The sequence below is a fragment of the Desulfovibrio sp. Fe33 genome, from assembly GCF_028532725.1.
Lineage (GTDB): Bacteria > Desulfobacterota > Desulfovibrionia > Desulfovibrionales > Desulfovibrionaceae > Pseudodesulfovibrio.
Map to the genome: position 1 here is coordinate 1 of NZ_JAQKGU010000016.1, position 18,411 is coordinate 18,411.

Annotated in this window: 16 protein-coding genes; all 16 read left to right on the forward strand. The window is 61.1% G+C overall.

The window, feature by feature from the left end; all coding sequences use genetic code 11:
- The coding region (locus tag PSN43_RS15500; RefSeq protein ID WP_272701605.1) for a hypothetical protein at nucleotides 1-235 on the forward strand (235 nt) is incomplete at its 5' end.
- A gap of 156 nt (nucleotides 236-391) precedes the next feature.
- On the forward strand, nucleotides 392-1,264 hold the full coding sequence (locus tag PSN43_RS15505) for an XrtA system polysaccharide deacetylase (RefSeq protein WP_272701648.1): 873 nt from the start codon (nucleotides 392-394) through the stop codon (nucleotides 1,262-1,264).
- Complete coding sequence (locus PSN43_RS15510; RefSeq protein ID WP_272701649.1) at nucleotides 1,254-2,309, forward strand: FemAB family XrtA/PEP-CTERM system-associated protein; 1,056 nt, start codon at nucleotides 1,254-1,256, stop codon at nucleotides 2,307-2,309. The genes PSN43_RS15505 and PSN43_RS15510 overlap by 11 nt, the downstream gene beginning before the upstream one ends.
- Nucleotides 2,306-3,472: a DegT/DnrJ/EryC1/StrS family aminotransferase gene (locus PSN43_RS15515; protein WP_272701650.1), complete on the forward strand. Its 1,167-nt coding sequence runs from the start codon at nucleotides 2,306-2,308 to the stop codon at nucleotides 3,470-3,472. The genes PSN43_RS15510 and PSN43_RS15515 overlap by 4 nt, the downstream gene beginning before the upstream one ends.
- Nucleotides 3,472-4,590: a glycosyltransferase family 2 protein gene (locus tag PSN43_RS15520; RefSeq protein WP_272701651.1), complete on the forward strand. Its 1,119-nt coding sequence runs from the start codon at nucleotides 3,472-3,474 to the stop codon at nucleotides 4,588-4,590. The genes PSN43_RS15515 and PSN43_RS15520 overlap by 1 nt, the downstream gene beginning before the upstream one ends.
- Nucleotides 4,590-5,906: an O-antigen ligase family protein gene (locus tag PSN43_RS15525; RefSeq protein ID WP_272701652.1), complete on the forward strand. Its 1,317-nt coding sequence runs from the start codon at nucleotides 4,590-4,592 to the stop codon at nucleotides 5,904-5,906. Before PSN43_RS15520 ends, PSN43_RS15525 begins: the two co-directional genes overlap by 1 nt.
- Nucleotides 5,907-5,957: 51 nt before the next feature.
- The gene (locus PSN43_RS15530) at nucleotides 5,958-8,177 is read left to right on the forward strand and encodes a WD40/YVTN/BNR-like repeat-containing protein (RefSeq protein WP_272701653.1); all 2,220 of its coding nucleotides are present in this window, start codon (nucleotides 5,958-5,960) and stop codon (nucleotides 8,175-8,177) included.
- Between the two features lie 18 nt (nucleotides 8,178-8,195).
- Nucleotides 8,196-9,416 (forward strand): glycosyltransferase, encoded by a 1,221-nt coding sequence (locus PSN43_RS15535; protein ID WP_272701654.1) that lies wholly within the window; start codon nucleotides 8,196-8,198, stop codon nucleotides 9,414-9,416.
- Nucleotides 9,417-10,901, forward strand: coding sequence for a lipopolysaccharide biosynthesis protein (locus PSN43_RS15540; RefSeq protein WP_272701655.1), 1,485 nt, complete (start codon nucleotides 9,417-9,419; stop codon nucleotides 10,899-10,901). It begins immediately after the preceding gene.
- 118 nt (nucleotides 10,902-11,019) lie between these two features.
- Nucleotides 11,020-12,216, forward strand: coding sequence for a carboxylate--amine ligase (locus PSN43_RS15545; RefSeq protein WP_272701656.1), 1,197 nt, complete (start codon nucleotides 11,020-11,022; stop codon nucleotides 12,214-12,216).
- Nucleotides 12,216-13,340, forward strand: coding sequence for a glycosyltransferase family 4 protein (locus tag PSN43_RS15550; protein WP_272701657.1), 1,125 nt, complete (start codon nucleotides 12,216-12,218; stop codon nucleotides 13,338-13,340). The genes PSN43_RS15545 and PSN43_RS15550 overlap by 1 nt, the downstream gene beginning before the upstream one ends.
- A gap of 14 nt (nucleotides 13,341-13,354) precedes the next feature.
- Entirely contained in the window at nucleotides 13,355-14,149 is a 795-nt protein-coding gene (locus PSN43_RS15555; protein ID WP_272701658.1) for an acyltransferase, read from the forward strand.
- A gap of 36 nt (nucleotides 14,150-14,185) precedes the next feature.
- Nucleotides 14,186-15,283, forward strand: a complete 1,098-nt coding sequence (locus PSN43_RS15560; protein ID WP_272701659.1) for a glycosyltransferase — start codon at nucleotides 14,186-14,188, stop codon at nucleotides 15,281-15,283.
- Nucleotides 15,280-16,605 (forward strand): phenylacetate--CoA ligase family protein, encoded by a 1,326-nt coding sequence (locus PSN43_RS15565; protein ID WP_272701660.1) that lies wholly within the window; start codon nucleotides 15,280-15,282, stop codon nucleotides 16,603-16,605. The genes PSN43_RS15560 and PSN43_RS15565 overlap by 4 nt, the downstream gene beginning before the upstream one ends.
- Nucleotides 16,605-17,759 carry a polysaccharide deacetylase family protein gene (locus tag PSN43_RS15570; protein ID WP_272701661.1) on the forward strand — a complete coding sequence of 385 codons (1,155 nt, stop codon included), beginning with the start codon at nucleotides 16,605-16,607 and terminating at the stop codon, nucleotides 17,757-17,759. The genes PSN43_RS15565 and PSN43_RS15570 overlap by 1 nt, the downstream gene beginning before the upstream one ends.
- A gap of 16 nt (nucleotides 17,760-17,775) precedes the next feature.
- Nucleotides 17,776-18,369, forward strand: a complete 594-nt coding sequence (locus tag PSN43_RS15575) for an acyltransferase (protein WP_272701662.1) — start codon at nucleotides 17,776-17,778, stop codon at nucleotides 18,367-18,369.
- The last annotated feature ends 42 nt before the right edge of the window (nucleotides 18,370-18,411 follow it).

An 18,411-nucleotide genomic window follows, 5' to 3' on the forward strand; every position in this document is an offset into this window, starting at 1 on the left:
GCGGATCGCCTCCGGTGCCACGGATTCGGCCCTGCCCGCCCGGGTGGCCTCGTCCCTGGCCAACTACATGCTCTGGCTGGTCAACCAGTCCGAGGCCATCTGCGCCACCGAGGCGCGCCTGGCCGACATCCTCACCGTCCTCAACAAGGCCATCGAGGAAATGACCCGCCCCATCGACACCATCCGACACCAGGCCAAAACCGTCACCGTCGGCATATCCAGGCCGCAAGGGTAATTTCATGAACGGCATGAACGGCATACAACGATCATGCGGCCGCCCCACGGGGGGCGAAGCCTCGGTGATCGTCCTGACGGAACATCGCGTGGTTTTACCGGAGTGGAGGGCCGTGAAACGGCTGTATCCTCGCTCCCTCGACCCGGAGAAACGGTCATGAAGAATCGGATTGCCAACGCCCTTACCGTGGACGTGGAAGATTATTTCCAGGTCAGCGCCTTCGAGCACTGCATCGACCGCGCGTCATGGGATTCCATGGAATTGCGCGTGGAAAACAATGTGGCCAGAATTCTGGACCTTTTCGATGAATTCGGGGCCAAGGGGACGTTCTTCACCCTAGGATGGATCGCGGAGCGCGCCCCGGGCCTGGTCCGGCGCATCGCCGACCGCGGGCATGACATCGCCTGCCACGGTTACGGGCACCAACTGGTCTACGACATCGGCCCGGACAGGTTCCGCGAGGATATACGCCGCGCCAAGGCGATTCTGGAAGATCAGTCCGGCAAAGCCGTGACGGGCTACCGCGCGCCGAGCTACTCCATCGTCGATCGGTCGCTGTGGGCGTTGGATATTCTCATCGAGGAGGGGTTCGCCTATGATTCCTCCATTTTTCCCATATTCCACGACCGTTACGGCATTCCGGACGCTCCGCGTTTCCCCCACGATATCGAGCGCGAGAACGGCACGATCCGGGAGTTCCCGCTGACCACGAAATTCTTCTCCGCCTTCGGGAAGGAAATGAATTTCCCGGTGGCGGGGGGCGGGTATCTGCGGCTGTTCCCGGTGAGCCTGATCGAGCGGGCCTTCAAGTCCATCAACCGGGACGGCAATCCGGTCGTGCTCTATTTCCATCCCTGGGAGATCGATCCGGGGCAACCCCGCATTGCGAATACGGGATGGAAATCCCGCTTCCGGCATTACGTGAACCTGGACAAGACGGAATCCAAACTGCGCACCTTGCTCGGATCGTTTCATTTTGCCCCCATGGCCTCGGTGCTGGGCGTGGGCGGAGGCGGCCATGGCTCCTAACGGGATACGGGTTTCCCTCGCCGACCTTTCCTCTCCGGCGGATACGGCGGCCTGGAACGCGTTTGTCGATGCGGCGGACGGGGCCGCCAACTACCACCGGTCCGGCTGGCTCGGCGTTGTCGAGAAGACCTTTGGCCATGCGCCGTACCCGTTGTGGGCACGGGATGACGCGGGCGTGGTGCTCGGCATTCTGCCTGTCGTGCTTATGCGCAGCCGTCTCTTCGGCACTTTCCTCACCTCGCTTCCCTTTTTCAATTTCGGTGGAGTCCTCGCGGAGGACCCGGCAGCGTCGAACGCCCTGATCGAGCGGGCCGGAGCGCTGGTGCGGGAATGCGGCGCGCAGTTCCTCGAACTGCGCCATATCGGCGCGGTGGCGCAGGGGTTGCCCTCCAAGACGCACAAGGTGACCATGCGCCTGGACCTGGCCCCCGGGGCGGAAGCGCTCTGGGAGGGCTTCAAGGCCAAGGTGCGCAATCAGGTCAGGAAGGCCACGAAATCCGGGCTGACCGTCGCCACCGGGCGGCATGAGCTGCTTGACGATTTCTACGAGGTGTTCGCCCGCAACATGCGCGACCTGGGAACGCCGGTGTACTCGAAAAAGTTGTTCGCGAACGTGCTGGACGCGTTCCCGGAATCCACTAGGCTGTTCACGGTCAACCATGCCGACGGTTGCGTGGCCGCCGGTCTCGGCACCTGGTATCGGTCGATTTTCGAAATTCCGTGGGCGTCGTCCATCCGGGACTACAATTCCCTTTGCCCCAACAACCTCCTGTACTGGACCCTCATCGAACACGCCTGCGCGGAAGGGTGCTCGACCTTCGACTTCGGCCGTTCCACGCCGGAGAAGGGCACCTTCCGCTTCAAGAAGCAATGGGGAGCGGAGCCGGTGCAGCTCAATTGGCAATACATCATGCCCAACGGCGGCGAATTGCCCGAGATGAACCCGGAAAACGCCAAATTTCAATTTGCCATCCGCGTCTGGCGCAAGCTGCCGGTGCCTTTGACCAAGCTTATCGGGCCGTCCATCGTGAGGAACATCCCATGACGTTGCGCGCCCTGGCTCCCTCCGGTGTTCCCTTTTCCCTGGGCGATATCGTTCAGGGCTTGCTCGCGGCCGTGGACGGCGAGCGCAGCATGACCCGTTTCAGGGATCAGGTGGCCGCCCGCTTTGGCAAGCGGCATGTGCGGTTCTTCTCCTCGGGCCGGGGCGCGGTCAGCGCGGGGCTGAGCGCGCTGCACGCGCGGTTTCCGGCTCGCGACGAGGTCGTGATTCCGGCCTACACCAGCTTTTCCGTGGCCTCGGCCGTGGTTCACGCCGGGCTCAAGGTCCGCCTTTACGATGTGGACCCGGAAACGCTCGGGCCTGTCCCGGAGAGCCTGGAGCGCGCCTTGGGCGACAGGTCGCTGTGCCTCATGGTCTGCCATCTTTTCGGTTGCCCGGCCGATATGGACATGGCCCGTGAAATGGCCGGCCGATACGGTGTTCCGCTGTTCGACGATGCGGCCCAGGCCATGGGAGCGGCCTGGAAGGGCAAACAGGCCGGAACGTTCGGCGACATCGGTCTGTTCAGCCTGAGCCGGGGCAAGAATATTTCCGCCGTGGACGGGGGCATTTTGGTCACGGACGAGGATTGGCTTGCCGAAGGGCTGGACGCCCTGGCTCCCCCGGCCCCGTCCATGCGGGGAAAGGTCAAGCTGTGGCTCACGGCCCTGGCCCTGTGCGTTCTCATGCATCCGCGCCTGTACTGGATTCCCAACAGTCTGCCGTTCCTGAAATTGGGCGAGTCCCATTTCGATCCGGATTTCGGCGTGACCGCATTGACGCCTTTCCAGGCCGGGCTGGGGATGCGGATGCTGCGTCGTCTTGACCGCATCAACGCCGGGCGCGGGAGCGTCGCCGTTCAATGGATGAACGTCCTGAATGGGAGGAAATTCCCCAGCTTGCCGGAAGGAAGCGATTCCGTATGGCTCCGGCTTCCGCTGCTGGACAGCGGCCCCGGCGATGTCATGAAGGAGTACGGCGTGGTCCGCTCCTACCCCACCGGTCTGCATGAGATAGAGGCGTTGCGGCCGCATCTGGCCGGGGATGGAACGTATCCAGGCGCCGAGCGGCTTGCCCGGTCGCTGGTGACGCTGCCGACCCAGGGGTATGTTACGGGACAGGACATCGAACATGTCGCCCGCGCGATGGGCGGGGGAGCCGTGTGATGGAATCCGTTTTCTGGTGGTGCCTGGCGGTTCTCGCCTATGCCTTTGCGGGGTATCCCCTCGCGTTGCGGCTCCTTGTCCGGATGCGCCCCCGTCGCGCGGCCTTCGGCGGGGACGGCCTGCCGAGCGTGACCATGATTCTGTCCGCCTTCAATGAGGAAGCCGTCATCGCCGACAAGATCAGGAATTTTCTCGACCTCGAATATCCTCCTGAAAAGATGGATTTCATCATCGTCTCCGACGGCAGCACGGACAGGACCGAGGAAATCGTCGCCGAATTCGTCGGCGAGAGGGCGCGGCTGCTGGTCCAGGAAACCAACCAGGGCAAGACCGCCGCGCTCAACCGGGCCGCTGACGAGACGGACAGCGACATCCTCGTGTTCACCGACGCCAATTCCATGTTCGACAGGGACGCGGTCCGGAAACTGGCCGGACATTTCGCCGACCCGGAAATCGGGCTGGTCAGCGGGCATTCGGAGTACGTCGCGAAGAACGGCGAATCCGGCAGCGGCGCATACCGCCGCTATGAGGACAGCCTGAAGGAGATGGAGGGCTCCCTTTGGGGCGTGGTGGGCGCGGACGGCGCCATATACGCCATGCGCCGCTCCCTGTACCGGCCGATGCGGCCCGAACACATCAACGATTTTCTCCATCCGATTCAGGCGGTCATGTCCGGATATGCGGTCGTGCAGGAGCAGGGCGCGATCTGCCGCGAGCCCGTGGACGAGGTCGGGCCGGGAGAGCTCAAACGTCAGACCCGCATCATGACCCAGTCCTGGATCATCGTCTTTTCGCAACTGCCGGAGCTGGTTAAAAACCGGCGAATCGGGTTCCTGTGGCAGCTCTTCTCGCATAAGATTCTGCGTTGGCTGACCCTGCCGCTCATGGCGTTGCTTCTGGCGGCGAATCTGTGCGTCCTGGGCGACGGCGGCTTCTATGTCCTGGCCCTGGTCGGCCAGATATTCTTTTATGCCGCAGCCTACGCCTTTCGAAGGGCGGACGGCGGCATCAAGCAGTTGCCGTATTCCTTTCTTCTGCTCCATCTGAGCGCGGTCATCGGCCTGGTCCAGTATTTCAAGGGCGAAAAATACATTTCCTGGAAGCCGAGGGAGTCCTGATGCTGAACTCCGTCCGCAGCCCCCGCATCGGCCTGTTGCCGAACTTTGCCATCTATCTGCTGATGCTCGTATTTGTCGGGAATCTTCCCGCCTTCAGCTCCATATTCGCGTTTCGCGGGCTGGGTTTCATCGCCGCGGCGGTGGGCGTTATCGCCATGGCCGTTTCGCAACAGCGACAGTCCTTCGCCGACATGTTCAGGGACGTGCCGGTGTTCAAATTTATTCTGGGATTGATGGCGATGGTCTTCCTGTCCGTGCCGATGAGCGTCTGGGTGGGCGGAGCCTTCAGCATGGCCAAGACCTATCTCTATACGATCGCGTTTTTCTTTTCGCTGGTCGTCCTTGCCAAAGGCGAAAACGGGTTGCGCGTATTGCTCAACAGCGGCTTGCTGGTTTTCGCACTGCTCGCGTTCGGTCTGGTCATGAACCATGGGCAGGGGCGGGCCATGATCGAGGGATCTCTCTATGATTCCAATGATGTGGCCTATGTTCTGCTCTCGTTCATGCCGCTGCTGTTCTATTATTTGCATTCGTTGCGCATCCCGGTCGTCAAGTGGATCGGGTATTTCGTCATCCTGACCGGGGTATTGGGGCTGGGACTGACCGAATCCCGTGGCGGCGTTCTCGCCTTCGTGGTGGTCTTCCTCGTGTTTCTGCGTTTCGAGAAGGTCAGTTTCAAGTTGATCCTGTCGGGCGCGCTGATCGGGTTGATCGCTCTCAACTTTCTGCCCGGGGCGTTCTGGGAGCGGATGGCGACGCTGACGGACCTCTCTTCCGATTACAACATGCAAAGCGAATTCGGAAGGATGGCCATATGGGAACATGGCCTCGACATGTTCTATTCGAATCTCCTGACCGGCGTCGGCGTCGGCCAGTTCTCGGCGGGCAGCGGCATGAGCGGAGCCGTGTTCATGACGGCGCACAATTCCGTCATTCAGATTGCTGCGGAACTTGGGCTTATCGGCCTCGTCTGCTACCTCGTCATGGTCCTGTATCCGCTGCGGACCCTGAAGAAGCGGATCAAGGACCCGGCCATGAAGGTCCGGCCCCATTATCCCCTCTACAAGGGCCTGTACATTTCCTTTGTCGGCCAGTTTTGCGGGAGCCAGTTCATTTCAGCGGGATATTTCAAGAGTCTCTATTATCTGTTGGCTGTATATGTCGTGATTGTCCTTATTGATGTGGCGTATGACGAAGAGAGTGCCGCGGAAACGGTCGAGGAGCACGTTCCCGTGGAAGCGCCGGAAGAAGGGGAAAAGCGAAAGTACAAGATCAAGAAGAAACGTACGTACACGATGATGGACAAGAAGCCTTAGGAGGGAGCCATGGCCGCTGCGAACAACCATATGAGCATACGTCTTGCCCGGATGATTTGTTGTCTCGTCCTGATATTGGGATGGGCGGCGTCTTCGCTCCCGGCCGACGCCGCGAGCGGGGAATTCACTCAACGTGGACCGGGCGGCGCGGGCGGCGTGTATGTCCCTTCCTTCTCGCCGTATCAAAAGGACCTGCTTTTTCTCGGCACCGACATGGGCACGGCCTTTCGCTCCACCGACGGCGGCGCTTCCTGGGAGATCATTCACCGGAGAAACGGTTCGACTTTCATGCAGTTTTCTCCTCCCGCCGTATTTTTCGAGGACGTCGCCTTTTGGGTGTTCAAATTCCGGCGCCTGCGGGTCAGCCGGGATCAGGGCGTCAACTGGGAGGCCGTCAAGAACGCGCCCTGGGGGAAGGAGAGAGTGCAGCACCTCGGCGCGTTGCCGGGGAATCCGAATGTCCTTCTGGTCGGCACAAAGAAGACGGTTTGGCGTTCCGCCGACATGGGCGGGAGTTTCGACAAGGTGCTGGACGTCCCGGTAACGGAGTTCGTCGTCCTGGGCGAGGCCGTTTACGCCTTGGCCGCAAACAAGGACCTCATGGTCAGCAGGGACTGGGGCAAGACATGGTCGGCGCGTCCAATGAATATAGGGGATGGGGAAAAGGAGGACGTGTTCAGCCTCGCGGGAGGACAGTCGCAGGATGGGCCGGTTCTGTTCGCCGCCATCAGGAAACGGGGCGTCTTCCGTTCGAAGGACGAGGGCGCGACCTGGGAGCAGGTGCGTCGGTACAAGGGAGAAAAACTCCTCCTCATGGACCCGAAGCAGGCCAAAGTGGTCTACGCGGTCCAGACCGGTTCCAACGTGAACAAGGAGGTGTTGCGCTCCGAGGACGGCGGCGACACATGGGAGAGCGCGTTCAGGCTGAAGGTCGTCTGGGAAAAGGCCCTTTTCAAGGATTACAACGTGGAGCCGTCCTGGGCGCAGACCGAGTTGATGTGGGGTTACTATATCACCAACTTCGGGCTGGGCATGGACCCGTTCGATTCCCGGCATCTCATTTTGACGACCCAGGGGGACATGTACGAGACCCGCGACGGCGGCGATAGCTGGCGGCCCGTCATCAATACGGTCCTGCCCCCCGAGGAGGGCGAAACCGCTCCGCGATACGCCTCCATCGGCCTGGAAGTCACCAGTTGCTGGCAGTATTATTTCGATCCGTTCGAGAAGAACGTCCATTACGGAGCCTATTCGGATATCGGGTTCCTGCGTTCCGACGATGCGGGCAAGACCTGGAGCTGGGCGGCGAAGGGTTGCCCCTGGCGCAACACCTATTACCAGATAGCCTTTGATCCGGACGTTCCCGGCCGCATCTTCGCCGCCACGAGCAAACGCCACGACATTCCCCATGACATGGCCCTGGCCATAACCCGGCCGAGCGCCTCCACGCACCAGGGCGGAGTGGTCGTCAGTGACGACAGGGGCCGTAACTGGACCGTTCCCTATGCCCCGGGAAAGATCGGCGGCCTGCCCAAGCTCGCCTGCACGGCCATCGCCCTCGACCCCAAGTCGCCCGTGAACAGCCGGACGCTTTACGCCGGTCTGTTCGGCGAGGACGAGTCCGCGGGCGTGTTCCGCTCGGACGACGGAGGCAAGACCTGGGCCAAGAAGAGCCGGGGCTTGGGAGTGGTCCCCAACATGCACGTGTTGCGGCTGGCCATCCATCCCAAGAGCGGCAATATATACTGCCTCATCACCGGCCTCAGGAAGAAAGGGGCCGTGTACAAGATCCCCGGCGGGGTCTGGAAGTCCACGGACAAGGGCGAGAATTGGCAGTATATTTCCGCCGACTCGGATCTCAACTGGCACGCGACATCCCTGTACGTGAATCCCGAGAACGAGGATGAAATCTACGTGACCGCCACGTCCCCGGCGGGCCGCTGGCTGACGGGCGGCCTCTACCGGACGAGGAACGGCGGCGCGACCTGGGAGCACATCCTCACGGACAAGCAGATCGGCAAGGCCGCGGGCGGGGATTCCTGGGACCACACCATGAGTTTTGCCATTCACCCGGACGATTCGGACCTGCTCTACGTGGGCACCACGCACCATGGCCTGCTCTACAGCCAGGACGGCGGGAGCAGTTGGGAGAGTTTCAAAGCGTTCCCCTTCAACACCATCCAGTCCGTTACCGTGGACCCGGACGATCACGACAGGATGATCGTCACGACCTTCGGCGGCGGGATATGGGAAGGCCCGAGCCGTCCCTAAAGGGGGCATTGGGAGAATATGATGATCAGCGGACGGGATTTCGTGGTGTTTTCGGACGACTGGGGGAGGCATCCCTTTAGTTGCCAGCACCTCATGAATGTTTTCCTCAAGGAAAACAGAATCCTTTGGGTCAACACCATCGGCCTGCGCAACCCGACCATTTCCCTCTATGACGCCGGACGCATCGCGGAGAAGGCCATGGGGTGGCTGGGACGGGGCAAGCGAGGGGATGATATCGTCCTGCCCGAAAATCTGACCGTTGTTTCGCCCTTCATGGTCCCCTGGAACCAGTTCGGAGCCCTTCGGGCCTTCAACAGACGCCAGGTGGTGTCCTGCGTGCGGAGCGCGATGGAGGCGTTGGAATTCGATTCGCCCCTGGTGGTGGCCACCGTGCCCAACGCGGCGGACTACATCGGCAGGCTCGGCGAGAGGCTGTTCGTCTTCTATTGCGTGGACGAGTTCAGCGAATGGCCGGGGGTCAACAGCGAACTGGTGAAAGATCTCGAAAGGACGATGTTGTCAGGGGTGGACATGGTGGCGGCCGTGTCCGACCGGCTGGCCGGGAGCAAGAAGGCCGCCAACGGACCGACTTATCTGCTGACTCACGGCGTGGACATCGAGCATTTCCGTCAGACCGGCCGGGTGGAGCCTGCGGAGATATACAGGGACCTGCCGGGGCCGGTGATCGGCTATTTCGGCCTGATCGACGAGCGCACCGACCAGGACTTGCTGATCGCGCTCCTGGAGCGGTTCCCGGAGGCGTCTTTGGTGCTCATCGGCAACACCAAGGTTTCGCTGTCGCGCCTGACGCAATTCGGCAATTTCCATCACATCCCGCCCGTGCGCTACGAGCTCCTGCCCCGGTACATCGCGGGGTTCGATGTGGCGATTATCCCGTATGTCGTCAATGCGTTGTCAAATAATATCAACCCGCTCAAGCTCAAGGAATACATGGCCTCTGGAGTGCCCATCGTTTCCACGCCGTTGCCCGAGGTCGTCAAATTCGACGGCGTCATTCGCGTGGGTTCGACCGCGGCGTCGTTCGCCGATGCCGTGGAGTCCGCCCTGTCCGACGGGGGGAGGGACGTTTCGGCGGCTCTTGCCGGAGAATCCTGGGCGGAAAAAGCGGAACTCCTGTCCGGTTGGATGATCCGGCGTCTGGAGGAGAAAGGCGGCGGCCGCGTCGATGAAACCGTGTTCAAGCCCATGTCTGCGCCCGGCAAGCGAGATGGAGTATAAATGACTGTCCTCAAGTATATTTTCGGAAGCTCTCTTTTGCGCAACGCTTCCTATTTCCTGACCATCGCCACGGGTCTCATCGTGACGCCCATCCTCGTGCGCGCGTTGGGGAGCGAGGACTACGCCAAATGGGTGCTGATAAACACGCTGCTCATTTATTTCATGGCGTTCGATTTCGGCTACTCCTCCAGCGTCGCCCGCTACGTTTCCCGCAAGTACGAGGAGTGGGGGGAGGGAAGCGCACAACGGTGCATCACCACGGCGTTTTACGCGCTGTGCGGCGCCCTGGTGGTCTCGCTTTCGCTGATAGCCGTGGGCTATACCTTCTTGAGGGAGCGGTTCTTTTCCGGAATGCCGCCCGAGCTCATCGTGTCGGTCCTGTTCCTGCTCCTCTGTTATTCGACCATCATCCCCTTGCGCGTATTCCATGGCGTTTTGCGGTCACAGTTGAAATGGAACACCATTTCTCTGATCGTCATGACCAAATCGGTGTTGATGAACGCCATCATCGTCGTCATGGCGTTGAACGACTACGGGCTCTACGCCGTCATTTTTCCGAACGCGGCCTTCGTCATCATCGAATACCTGGCGTATTATTTTTACGCCAAGCGGTCCTACAAGTTCACGTTGAACCCGAAGGGGTTCGACCTGCGCGTGCTGAAGTCGCTTTCCTCCTACAGCATATCCTTTTTCCTGATTCAGGTTTCCAACATGTTCGGCCGGCGGATGCAGGCGTTCTTCATCGCCCTGTACATCAGCCTTCCGGCAGTCACCATTTATACGATCGGTTTGCAGATGCTGAAGTACTACGAGGAGTTGATGTGCAGCACCTTTGACGTTCTGGCTCCCTATTTCAGCAGGCACGAGCAGGATTCTCAACGTATGATATCGGATTACCTGACCATATCCGCCCATTGCTTTTCCGTGGCGGCTTTCGGCGGGTACATGGTCTGGGCGTATGCGAAACCGTTTCTCTATTATTGGATCGGGCCCGAGCTGCTTCCGTCGACGGCGGTCATCAGCGCCTTGGTGATTCCCTTTGTCCTCAGGACGGCGCACATCCCGAGCCGGGAGCTTCTCTACGGGACTTCGAATCACAAATTCATGGTCCCGCTGAATGTCCTGGCGTTCGCCGTCAACCTCACCCTGCTTTTCTTCCTGGTGAAGCCGTTCGGCATGGCGGGCGTCTTGTGGGCCATGGGCAGCACCATGTTGTTTTTCCGGGTCGGCGTGTTCATGTTCCTCTTGTTCAGGAAAATGCACATCCCCGCCGGGAAATATCTCTACAACGTCTACGCCAAGCCGTTGGCGGTTTATATGCTGCCCCAGTTCCTGATACACTATTTCATCTACCCGCGGTTCGACGTCTTTTCGTTGGAACTCGGGTTCGTGTTCGTTCTCAGCATCGTCCTGTTCAGCGTGACCTTCTACGCCGTCGTGCGGAAGGAATTGCGCGAGCCCGAAGTCCCTGCGGAGCAGGGCTAGGCGGGCAAGGTTTCGGCAATGGTTTATCGTAAGGGAGTCGTCGGCGGGACGCCGGATCGCGAATGCGCCGTTCCTCCGGATTCCCGAGAGTTGGTTCGGAAGATTGAACGGGGTGAACATGAGTCGTTGTTCGGGTAAGGAAAAAGGGTTGCCCCCCGCTTTGGTGACATCCGCCCACAGCCGGGTGGGGTACACCGTCGCGCGGCAATTGGCCAAGGCCGGAATTCCCGTGATCGTCGGGTCGGGCTCGGAAAATGTCATGGCCATGCAATCCCGGCATGTCTGCGGCACGTTTGTCCATCCCTCGCCGTTCAAGGACGAGGACGGTTTCGTGCAATGCCTTCTGGACACTGCCGACAAGTACTCCGCAAGGGTCCTGATGCCGATACTGGAGGAGACCTTCCTGGTGGCCAAGGCGGCCGGAAGGCTGCGGGAGCGGTTCGCCATCGCCATGCCCAGCTATGAAACGCTGTTGAGCGTGCACGACAAGTACCGGCTCGGCCTGCTGTCCGAAAGGATAGGCGTGCCCACGCCGAGGCTGGCGTCCTTCGAGCAGATTGCGGAGGACCATTCCCTTTTGGACGCTTTCCGGTTTCCTGTCCTGGTCAAGCCCAGGCAGGGCGGCGGCGGCTGGGCGGTTAACGAGTTCGCCACCCCGGCCTCCGTGCTCGAAGTCCTTGATGGCGGGCGTTATCTCGATCTGCCCCTGGAACGTTTTTTCGTTCAGGAAAAGATCAAGGGGTCGGGCATAGGGCTGGCCATGCTTTACGGCAAGGGGACCTGCATGGCCTCCATAGGCTATCGCCAGGTCCGCACTTATCCGGTGCCGTTCGGCCAGCCGACCTACCGCGCCAGCGTCCATGATCCCGTGAGCGAGCGGCACCTCAGGACGCTGCTCGATCACCTTGAGTGGGACGGCGTCTGCCAGGCGGATTTCCTGATTTCCAGGGAAGATGGGACTCCGTACCTCATCGACGTCAACCCCCGGTATTGGGGGTCCGTCGGACACAGCATCGCCGCCGGTGTCAATATCCCCGTCATGCACTACCGCCTGGCCCTGGGGCTGCCCTGCGATCCCGTGGCCGGATTCGACGTGGACGCCCGTTCGCGCTGGCTCGGCGGGGACATCATGTCCTTTGCGGGCAGTTACCGTCTGGCCGAGAACAAGCTGGCGTTCGTGAAGGATTTTCTGTTTACCCGCTCCGCATACTGCGACGATTTTTCGTTCGACGACCCGGTTCCGTTCTTCCGATGGGGCTGGGACAAGCTCCGGCACAAGGGGCAGGGCGACGCCATGGAGGGCATCTGGAAGTGATGAAGAAAGACAGGCGTCCCGCCGTGTGCATGTTTATGGCTTCCTCCATCCTCGGCGGTCCCGGCAAGGGGTTGATCCAGTTCTTTCGTTGCGGAGGGAGCGAACTCTCCCGTCCCACGGTCGCCGGGTTCGACATCGCGGGGAAGACGGGCGGTTGCGAGTTTGACGACCGGATGCGCGAGACCGGGGTTCGCTTCGAGCTGCTCCGGCAAACCCGGCGATTCGATTGGGGGTTGGTCGGGCAGGCCCGAAGGATCGTGGAGGATACGCAGTCCGAGATTCTGCAATCGCACGGCTACAAGCCCCATGTCCTGTGCCTGATCCTGAAATGGCTGACCGGACGGCCTTGGGTCGCCTTCGTGCACGGCTGGACCTCCGAGGACTGGCGGATGCGGTGCTACAACATTCTGGAAAAAATCATCGTTCGTTTCGCCGATTCCGTCATCCCCGTGTCGGAGTCTCTGGCGGACCGGCTCGGGATGCGCTCGCACCGCAAGGTCACGGTCATCCCCAATGCCGTCGACCCCGACGATTACGACCTGGATAACATCGCCCGCGATTTGCGGAAGGAATACGGCGTGGCCGAGGACGAGATTCTGCTCGGGGTTATCGGGCGGATGAGCCCGGAAAAAGGGCAGACGTATTTCCTGGAAGGATTGAAACAGGCCCGGAATCGCGTGGGCAAGGTCAAGGCGCTTCTGGTCGGCGACGGCCAGGACAGGGCCGCCTTGGAGCGTCTCGCCGGGGAATTGTCCCTTGAGGATGCGGTGACGTTCACCGGGTACACCCGCGATGTCGCCTCCGTGTACAACGCCATCGACTGCCTTGTCCTCCCGTCCCTGAGCGAGGGGATGCCGAACGTGGCCCTCGAAGCCATGCTGTTCGGCAAGCCTGTGCTGGCGACCCGGGTGGGCGGCACGCCGGAAGTCGTTCTCGACGGGGAAACGGGCATATTGGTCCCGTCCGCGGATGCCGGGGCATTGGCCGACGGTCTGGTGCGCATGTGCCGGGACCGGGACGAAATGAAGGCTTTCGGCGAGGCGGGCGCGCGCAGGGTGCGCGAGTCCTTTTCGCCGTATGAACGCGTCAAACGAATAGTATCGGTATATAAATCCCTTGCATGAAGGAGAGTCCGTTTATGGGATATGCAACGTTTCGCAGGGCCGTCAAGGAGCAGAAAACTCCATTTTATAAGCTTCTTTACAAGATAGCCGTCAAGGTGCGCCGGTTTTCCGTGCCGGTCATCAAACCCTTTCACAATTTCCTCTACCATGAGTGGCTGTTCAGGAGAGGGTTGTGGCACAACTTCTGGCGCGTGGTGTACTACGAACCCATGTTCAAATCCCAGTGCGTCGAAGTCGGCCCCGGTTTCCGCATGGAGTATGCCGGAAACGGGTCGACCACCGTGGCCGGGCAGGTCGATATTTATTTCGGTAAAAACATCCGCATGTTCGACAACACCTGGATTCAAGGCGTGCCGATCGGCGGGAGGTCCGTGCTGAAAGTGGGCGACGACAGTTACCTTTCGCCCATGACCCGCATCATCGTGGCCGAACGTGTGGAGATAGGGAAGAGGTGCCTCGTGGCGGCCAAGTTCATCGCGGATAATTCCGGCCATCCCATCTCCGACGTCATGGGCCGCATGGTTTCCGGTGGCGGCCTGCCGTCGCCGGGGTCCATCAAGCCGGTGAAAATCGGCGATTTCTGCCTGCTCGGCACCCAGACGATCATCTACCCCGGAACCGTGATCGGCGACGGAGTCGTGGCCCAGATCGGAACGCATCTCAAGGGGAACATTCCGCCGTTCACCATCGTGGGCGGGAACCCCATGCGCATTCTCGGCAAGTTGCCCATCCCCAAGGAAATCAGCGAAATCGTCGGGGAAGAGCGGTATCAGGGCTATCTCAAGGCCCACGAAGACCTGGAAATCTAGGTTTCGTACCCGGCATCGGACATGGAGAGGAAAGCAATGCTGCGCGTCATGGAGGTCATATTCACGTTGAGCCACGGCGGCGCCGAACGGCTCGCCATGACCATTCTCGACGGGACGCGGGACAGGGTCGCGGGAATGGTCTGCGGCGTGTTCGGCGATGGCGGCCCCCTGGAGGCCGCACTCGGGGAAATGGGGTTGCGCCATGTGAGCCTCGACGCCGGGCGCAGGGGCAAGCTCGGAACGTGGCTGGAGCTCTACCGGCTCTTCCGGCGCGAGCGCGTCGACATCGTCCACGTCCAGGCGGGCTACCTGCTGCTTTACGCATTCCTTCCGGCGCGGTTGGCGGGAGCCAGGGTCGTTTACACGGAACATGCGAAGCATTCCATCCAGACCAAGCCGGGAGTGCGGCGGATCATCAGACTGACTGCGCCGTTCCTGGGCCGCATCACCACGGTTTCGAACAATCTGAAATCCTTTTTCGTGGATTCCCTGGGCCTGCCCGGGCAACGGCTGGAAGTCATCCCCAACGGTGTGGACACCGCGTTGTTCACGGCGGACGGGCCGTCCGTGCGCGGCAGCGGGATTCCGGACGACGGGCGGGTGGTGTTCGGTTCCGTGGCCCGGATGACCGAGGCCAAGGACCACGGCAATCTGCTCCGGGCGTTTCGCAGGGTACGGGACGGGCGGGACGGCGTGCTGCTGGTCCTGGTCGGCGATGGAGAGACCCGGGAGGAAGTCGAGAGAATGATCGATGAACTCGATCTGCGGGATTCGGTGCTCATGGCGGGCCGCCGGGACGACATCCCCGCCTGGCTGCGCGCCATGGATATTTTCGTATTGCCATCCAGGAGGGAGGGCGCGCCCGTGTCCGTGCTCGAAGCCATGGCCTGCGGCGTTCCCGTGGTGGCCACCGACGTGGGCGGAGTCTCGGAAATTCTCGAGGACGGCGGGAACGGCCGGGTGGTGCCGCCCGAAGACCACGAAGCCCTGGCCGGGGCCATGCTGTGGATGATGGATAACCCCGAAGCCCGGATAAAATTCGCCGAAGCGGGGCCGAAGAGCGTCGCAGACCGGTACAGCAATCGCGCAATGTGTTCCAGTTACTTGAATCTATTTGAAAAGGTGACGTCATGAGAGGAATGATCTGCAAGTTCTTGCAAACACTGCGCAACGACAAGCGCTACGAATATTTTGCCGCGGCGGAGAAGTTGCAATGGAAAAGCTCCGACGAACTGCGCGCGCTTCAGTGGGAGAGTCTGAAACGGCTGGTCGGACACGCCTACGGGACCACGAAGTATTATCGGGAGCTCATGGACGGCGTTGGCCTGACTCCGGCGGATATCCAGGGAGCCGAGGACTACGCCCGGCTGCCGATTCTGACCAAGGAGATCGTCCGCACCAGGGGGGACGACCTCATTTCCCATGAATTCGACAAGGCGTCGCTCCGGCGCAACAGCAGCGGCGGCTCCACCGGCGAGCCGGTGTCCTTTTACCAGAATGCGGAGTTGTGGGACAAGATGAACGGAACCATGATGCTGGCCCAGACCTTCATGGGGTGGAAGCCCGGCGACATGGCCATCCGCATATGGGGCAATCCTCAGGAGTTCCGCAAGAAGCCGGGAAGGCTGAACAGGCTGAAATCCAAGATTTCAGGGACGATCAACCTGAATGCCTACGAGTACAATTGGGGTACGCTGGGCGAATGGGCCGGGATCATCGGCGGCTTTTCGCGGGTCTTCATCTACGGGTATCCTTCGGTGCTGACGGACCTGGCCAACTACCTGATCGAGAAGAAGATCGACTTGCCCGGGGTCAAGGGCGTCATGACCTCGGCCGAAAAAATGCATGACTGGCAGCGGGAGCTTTTCGCCAAGGCCTTTTCCTGCCGGATTTTCGATCAGTACGGCAGCCGCGAGATTCCCGGCATCGCCTCCGAATGCGAACACGGCAACATGCATCTGCTGACCCATGCGGCGTACACCGAGTTCCTGCCGGACCCGGAAACGGGAACCTTCAGAATCATAGCCACGTCGTTGGCGAACGAGGGGATGCCGTTTCTGCGCTACGACATCGGGGATTGCGGCGCGCCCATGGACGGCGTCTGCCCCTGCGGGCGGGGATTCCCCCTGATGAAGATGGACATCGGGCGCATCTATGACAGGTTCGTCACCCCTGAGGGCAACGCCATACACGGAACCTATTTCGTCCGGCTGCTGGCCGCGGTGAAGGGCGTTTCCGCCTTCCAGTACCGGCAGACCGAGCGAAGCCGGATTGATCTGCATATTGTCCGGGGGCAGGGCTTTTCCGAGGAGAGCGCGGCAACCGTCAATGGCCTGGAGCAGCGGATCAGACGCGACGTTTCTCCCGCCTTTTCCCTCGAGGTCCGGTATGTCGACGACATACCGAAAACCGTGGGCGGCAAACACCGCTACATCGTTTGCGAGGTCGAAAGCTGATGTCGAGAGAAGTGCCGTGCATCATGTATCATACCGTGGGCATTCCCAAGCCCGACTGGGTGTGGAGTTTCCTGACCATGCCTTTTGAAACGTTCGACAACGAGATGCGCATTCTCAAGAAGTGCGGCTACCGGACCCTTTCCAGCGCCGAATTCCTCGAATGCCACAAGACCGGCGAGTATCCCGACAAGGCCGTCTACCTGACCTTTGACGACGGATACCTCGACAACTGGGTGTTCGCCGCGCCCATTCTGGAGAAATACGGCTTTTGCGGGACGATCTTCGTCAACCCGGACTTCGTCGATCCCTCCAGGGGGTTGCGGCCGCGCTACGACGAACGGCCCGTGGACGAACTGGAGCTTCACGGCTTCCTCAATTGGGACGAGATGCGGGAAATGGAGCGGCGCGGGTGCATGGAAATCCAGTCGCACGCCATGACCCACACCTGGTATTTCTCCTCCCCGGAGATTGTGGACTTCCACCATCCGGGAGACGACCACGTCTGGATGGACTGGAACGACAGGCCTGAGAAAAAGTATGCCTATCTTGGTGCGGACGCCTACAGGGGCAACTGGGGCGCGCCGGTCTATGCGCACCGCAAATCCCTGAGTGGTCCGATGTACACTCCGGACCCGTCCGTCCGCGAAGGGCTGGTCGCCTATGCAGCGGAGCGGGGGGAGGCTTTTTTCGATGGGGCCGGTTGGCGCGAGGAGATCGGGGCCAAGGCCCGGGAGCTTCAGGCTTCGGCGGGAGAAGGCCGCATGGAGACCAACGAGGAGTATCTCGAAAGGGTCCGCTGGGAGCTTACGGAATCCAAGCGGGTCCTGGAGCGGGAGCTCGGCAGGAGCGTGGACGTGTTCTGCTGGCCGGGCGGCGGGTATTCCGACGAGGCCGAGGCCATCGCCGCGTCGTTGTACAAGGGCGTCACCGTGGGGTCGGCCAAGCGCGACCAGGGCGGTTGGGATGAGCACGGCAGCTTCAAGATCGCCCGCATCGGCGCGCAGTCGCTCTTCTTCGAGGACGGCTCCATCATTTATCCGGGCGGTTGGTACACCTGCCTGTTTCTCAGGGAATATCAAGGCGACGGCGTGGCCCGCTTCTTTCGGCAGATGTACAAGGCCGCGCTGTTGCTGAAGAGGAAAATGGCCCGCTGACGGGCTGGAGGAATACATGAAGGCATTGATAAAGAAATCATGCAGGGGAGCCGCGCTCGCGGTGGCATCGCCGTTCGCGCTCCTGGCGCATATCGGCAAAAAGGCCGGATCGTCGGGCATGTATCTCGGCGGGGCGCAGTTCATGAGCCTGTTGCCCGGGGGAATGGGCGAGTATATTCGCGGCGCGTATTACAGGCTGACGCTCCCCGTATTCGGCAAGCATACCCAGATTTGCATGGGAGCCGTCATCACCAAGATGGAAACGAGCGTGGGCGACTGGTGCGGAATCGGCCCGTTCACGACCGTCGGGCTGGCCGAGATTGAGGATAAGGCCGTCGTCGCGGGCGGATGCTCCATTCTTTCCGGGGGGCGGATGCATGATTTTTCCGACCCGGACAAGGGCGCGCTTGAGTCCGTGGGGGGTGTCTACAAGAAGGTGCGGATCGGGGAAAAGAGTTTTGTGGGAGACCGCAGCGTGGTCATGGCCGACATCGGCAGGCAGACCATCGTCGGTGCGGGCAGCGTGGTCGCCAAGGAGATCGGCGACCTGGTCGTGGCCGTGGGCAACCCGGCGCGCGTCATCAAGAAAAGGGAAGAGGCCGCCGACTGATCGCGGCCGTTCGGTTGACGATGACGCCGCGGTTCCGGCTGG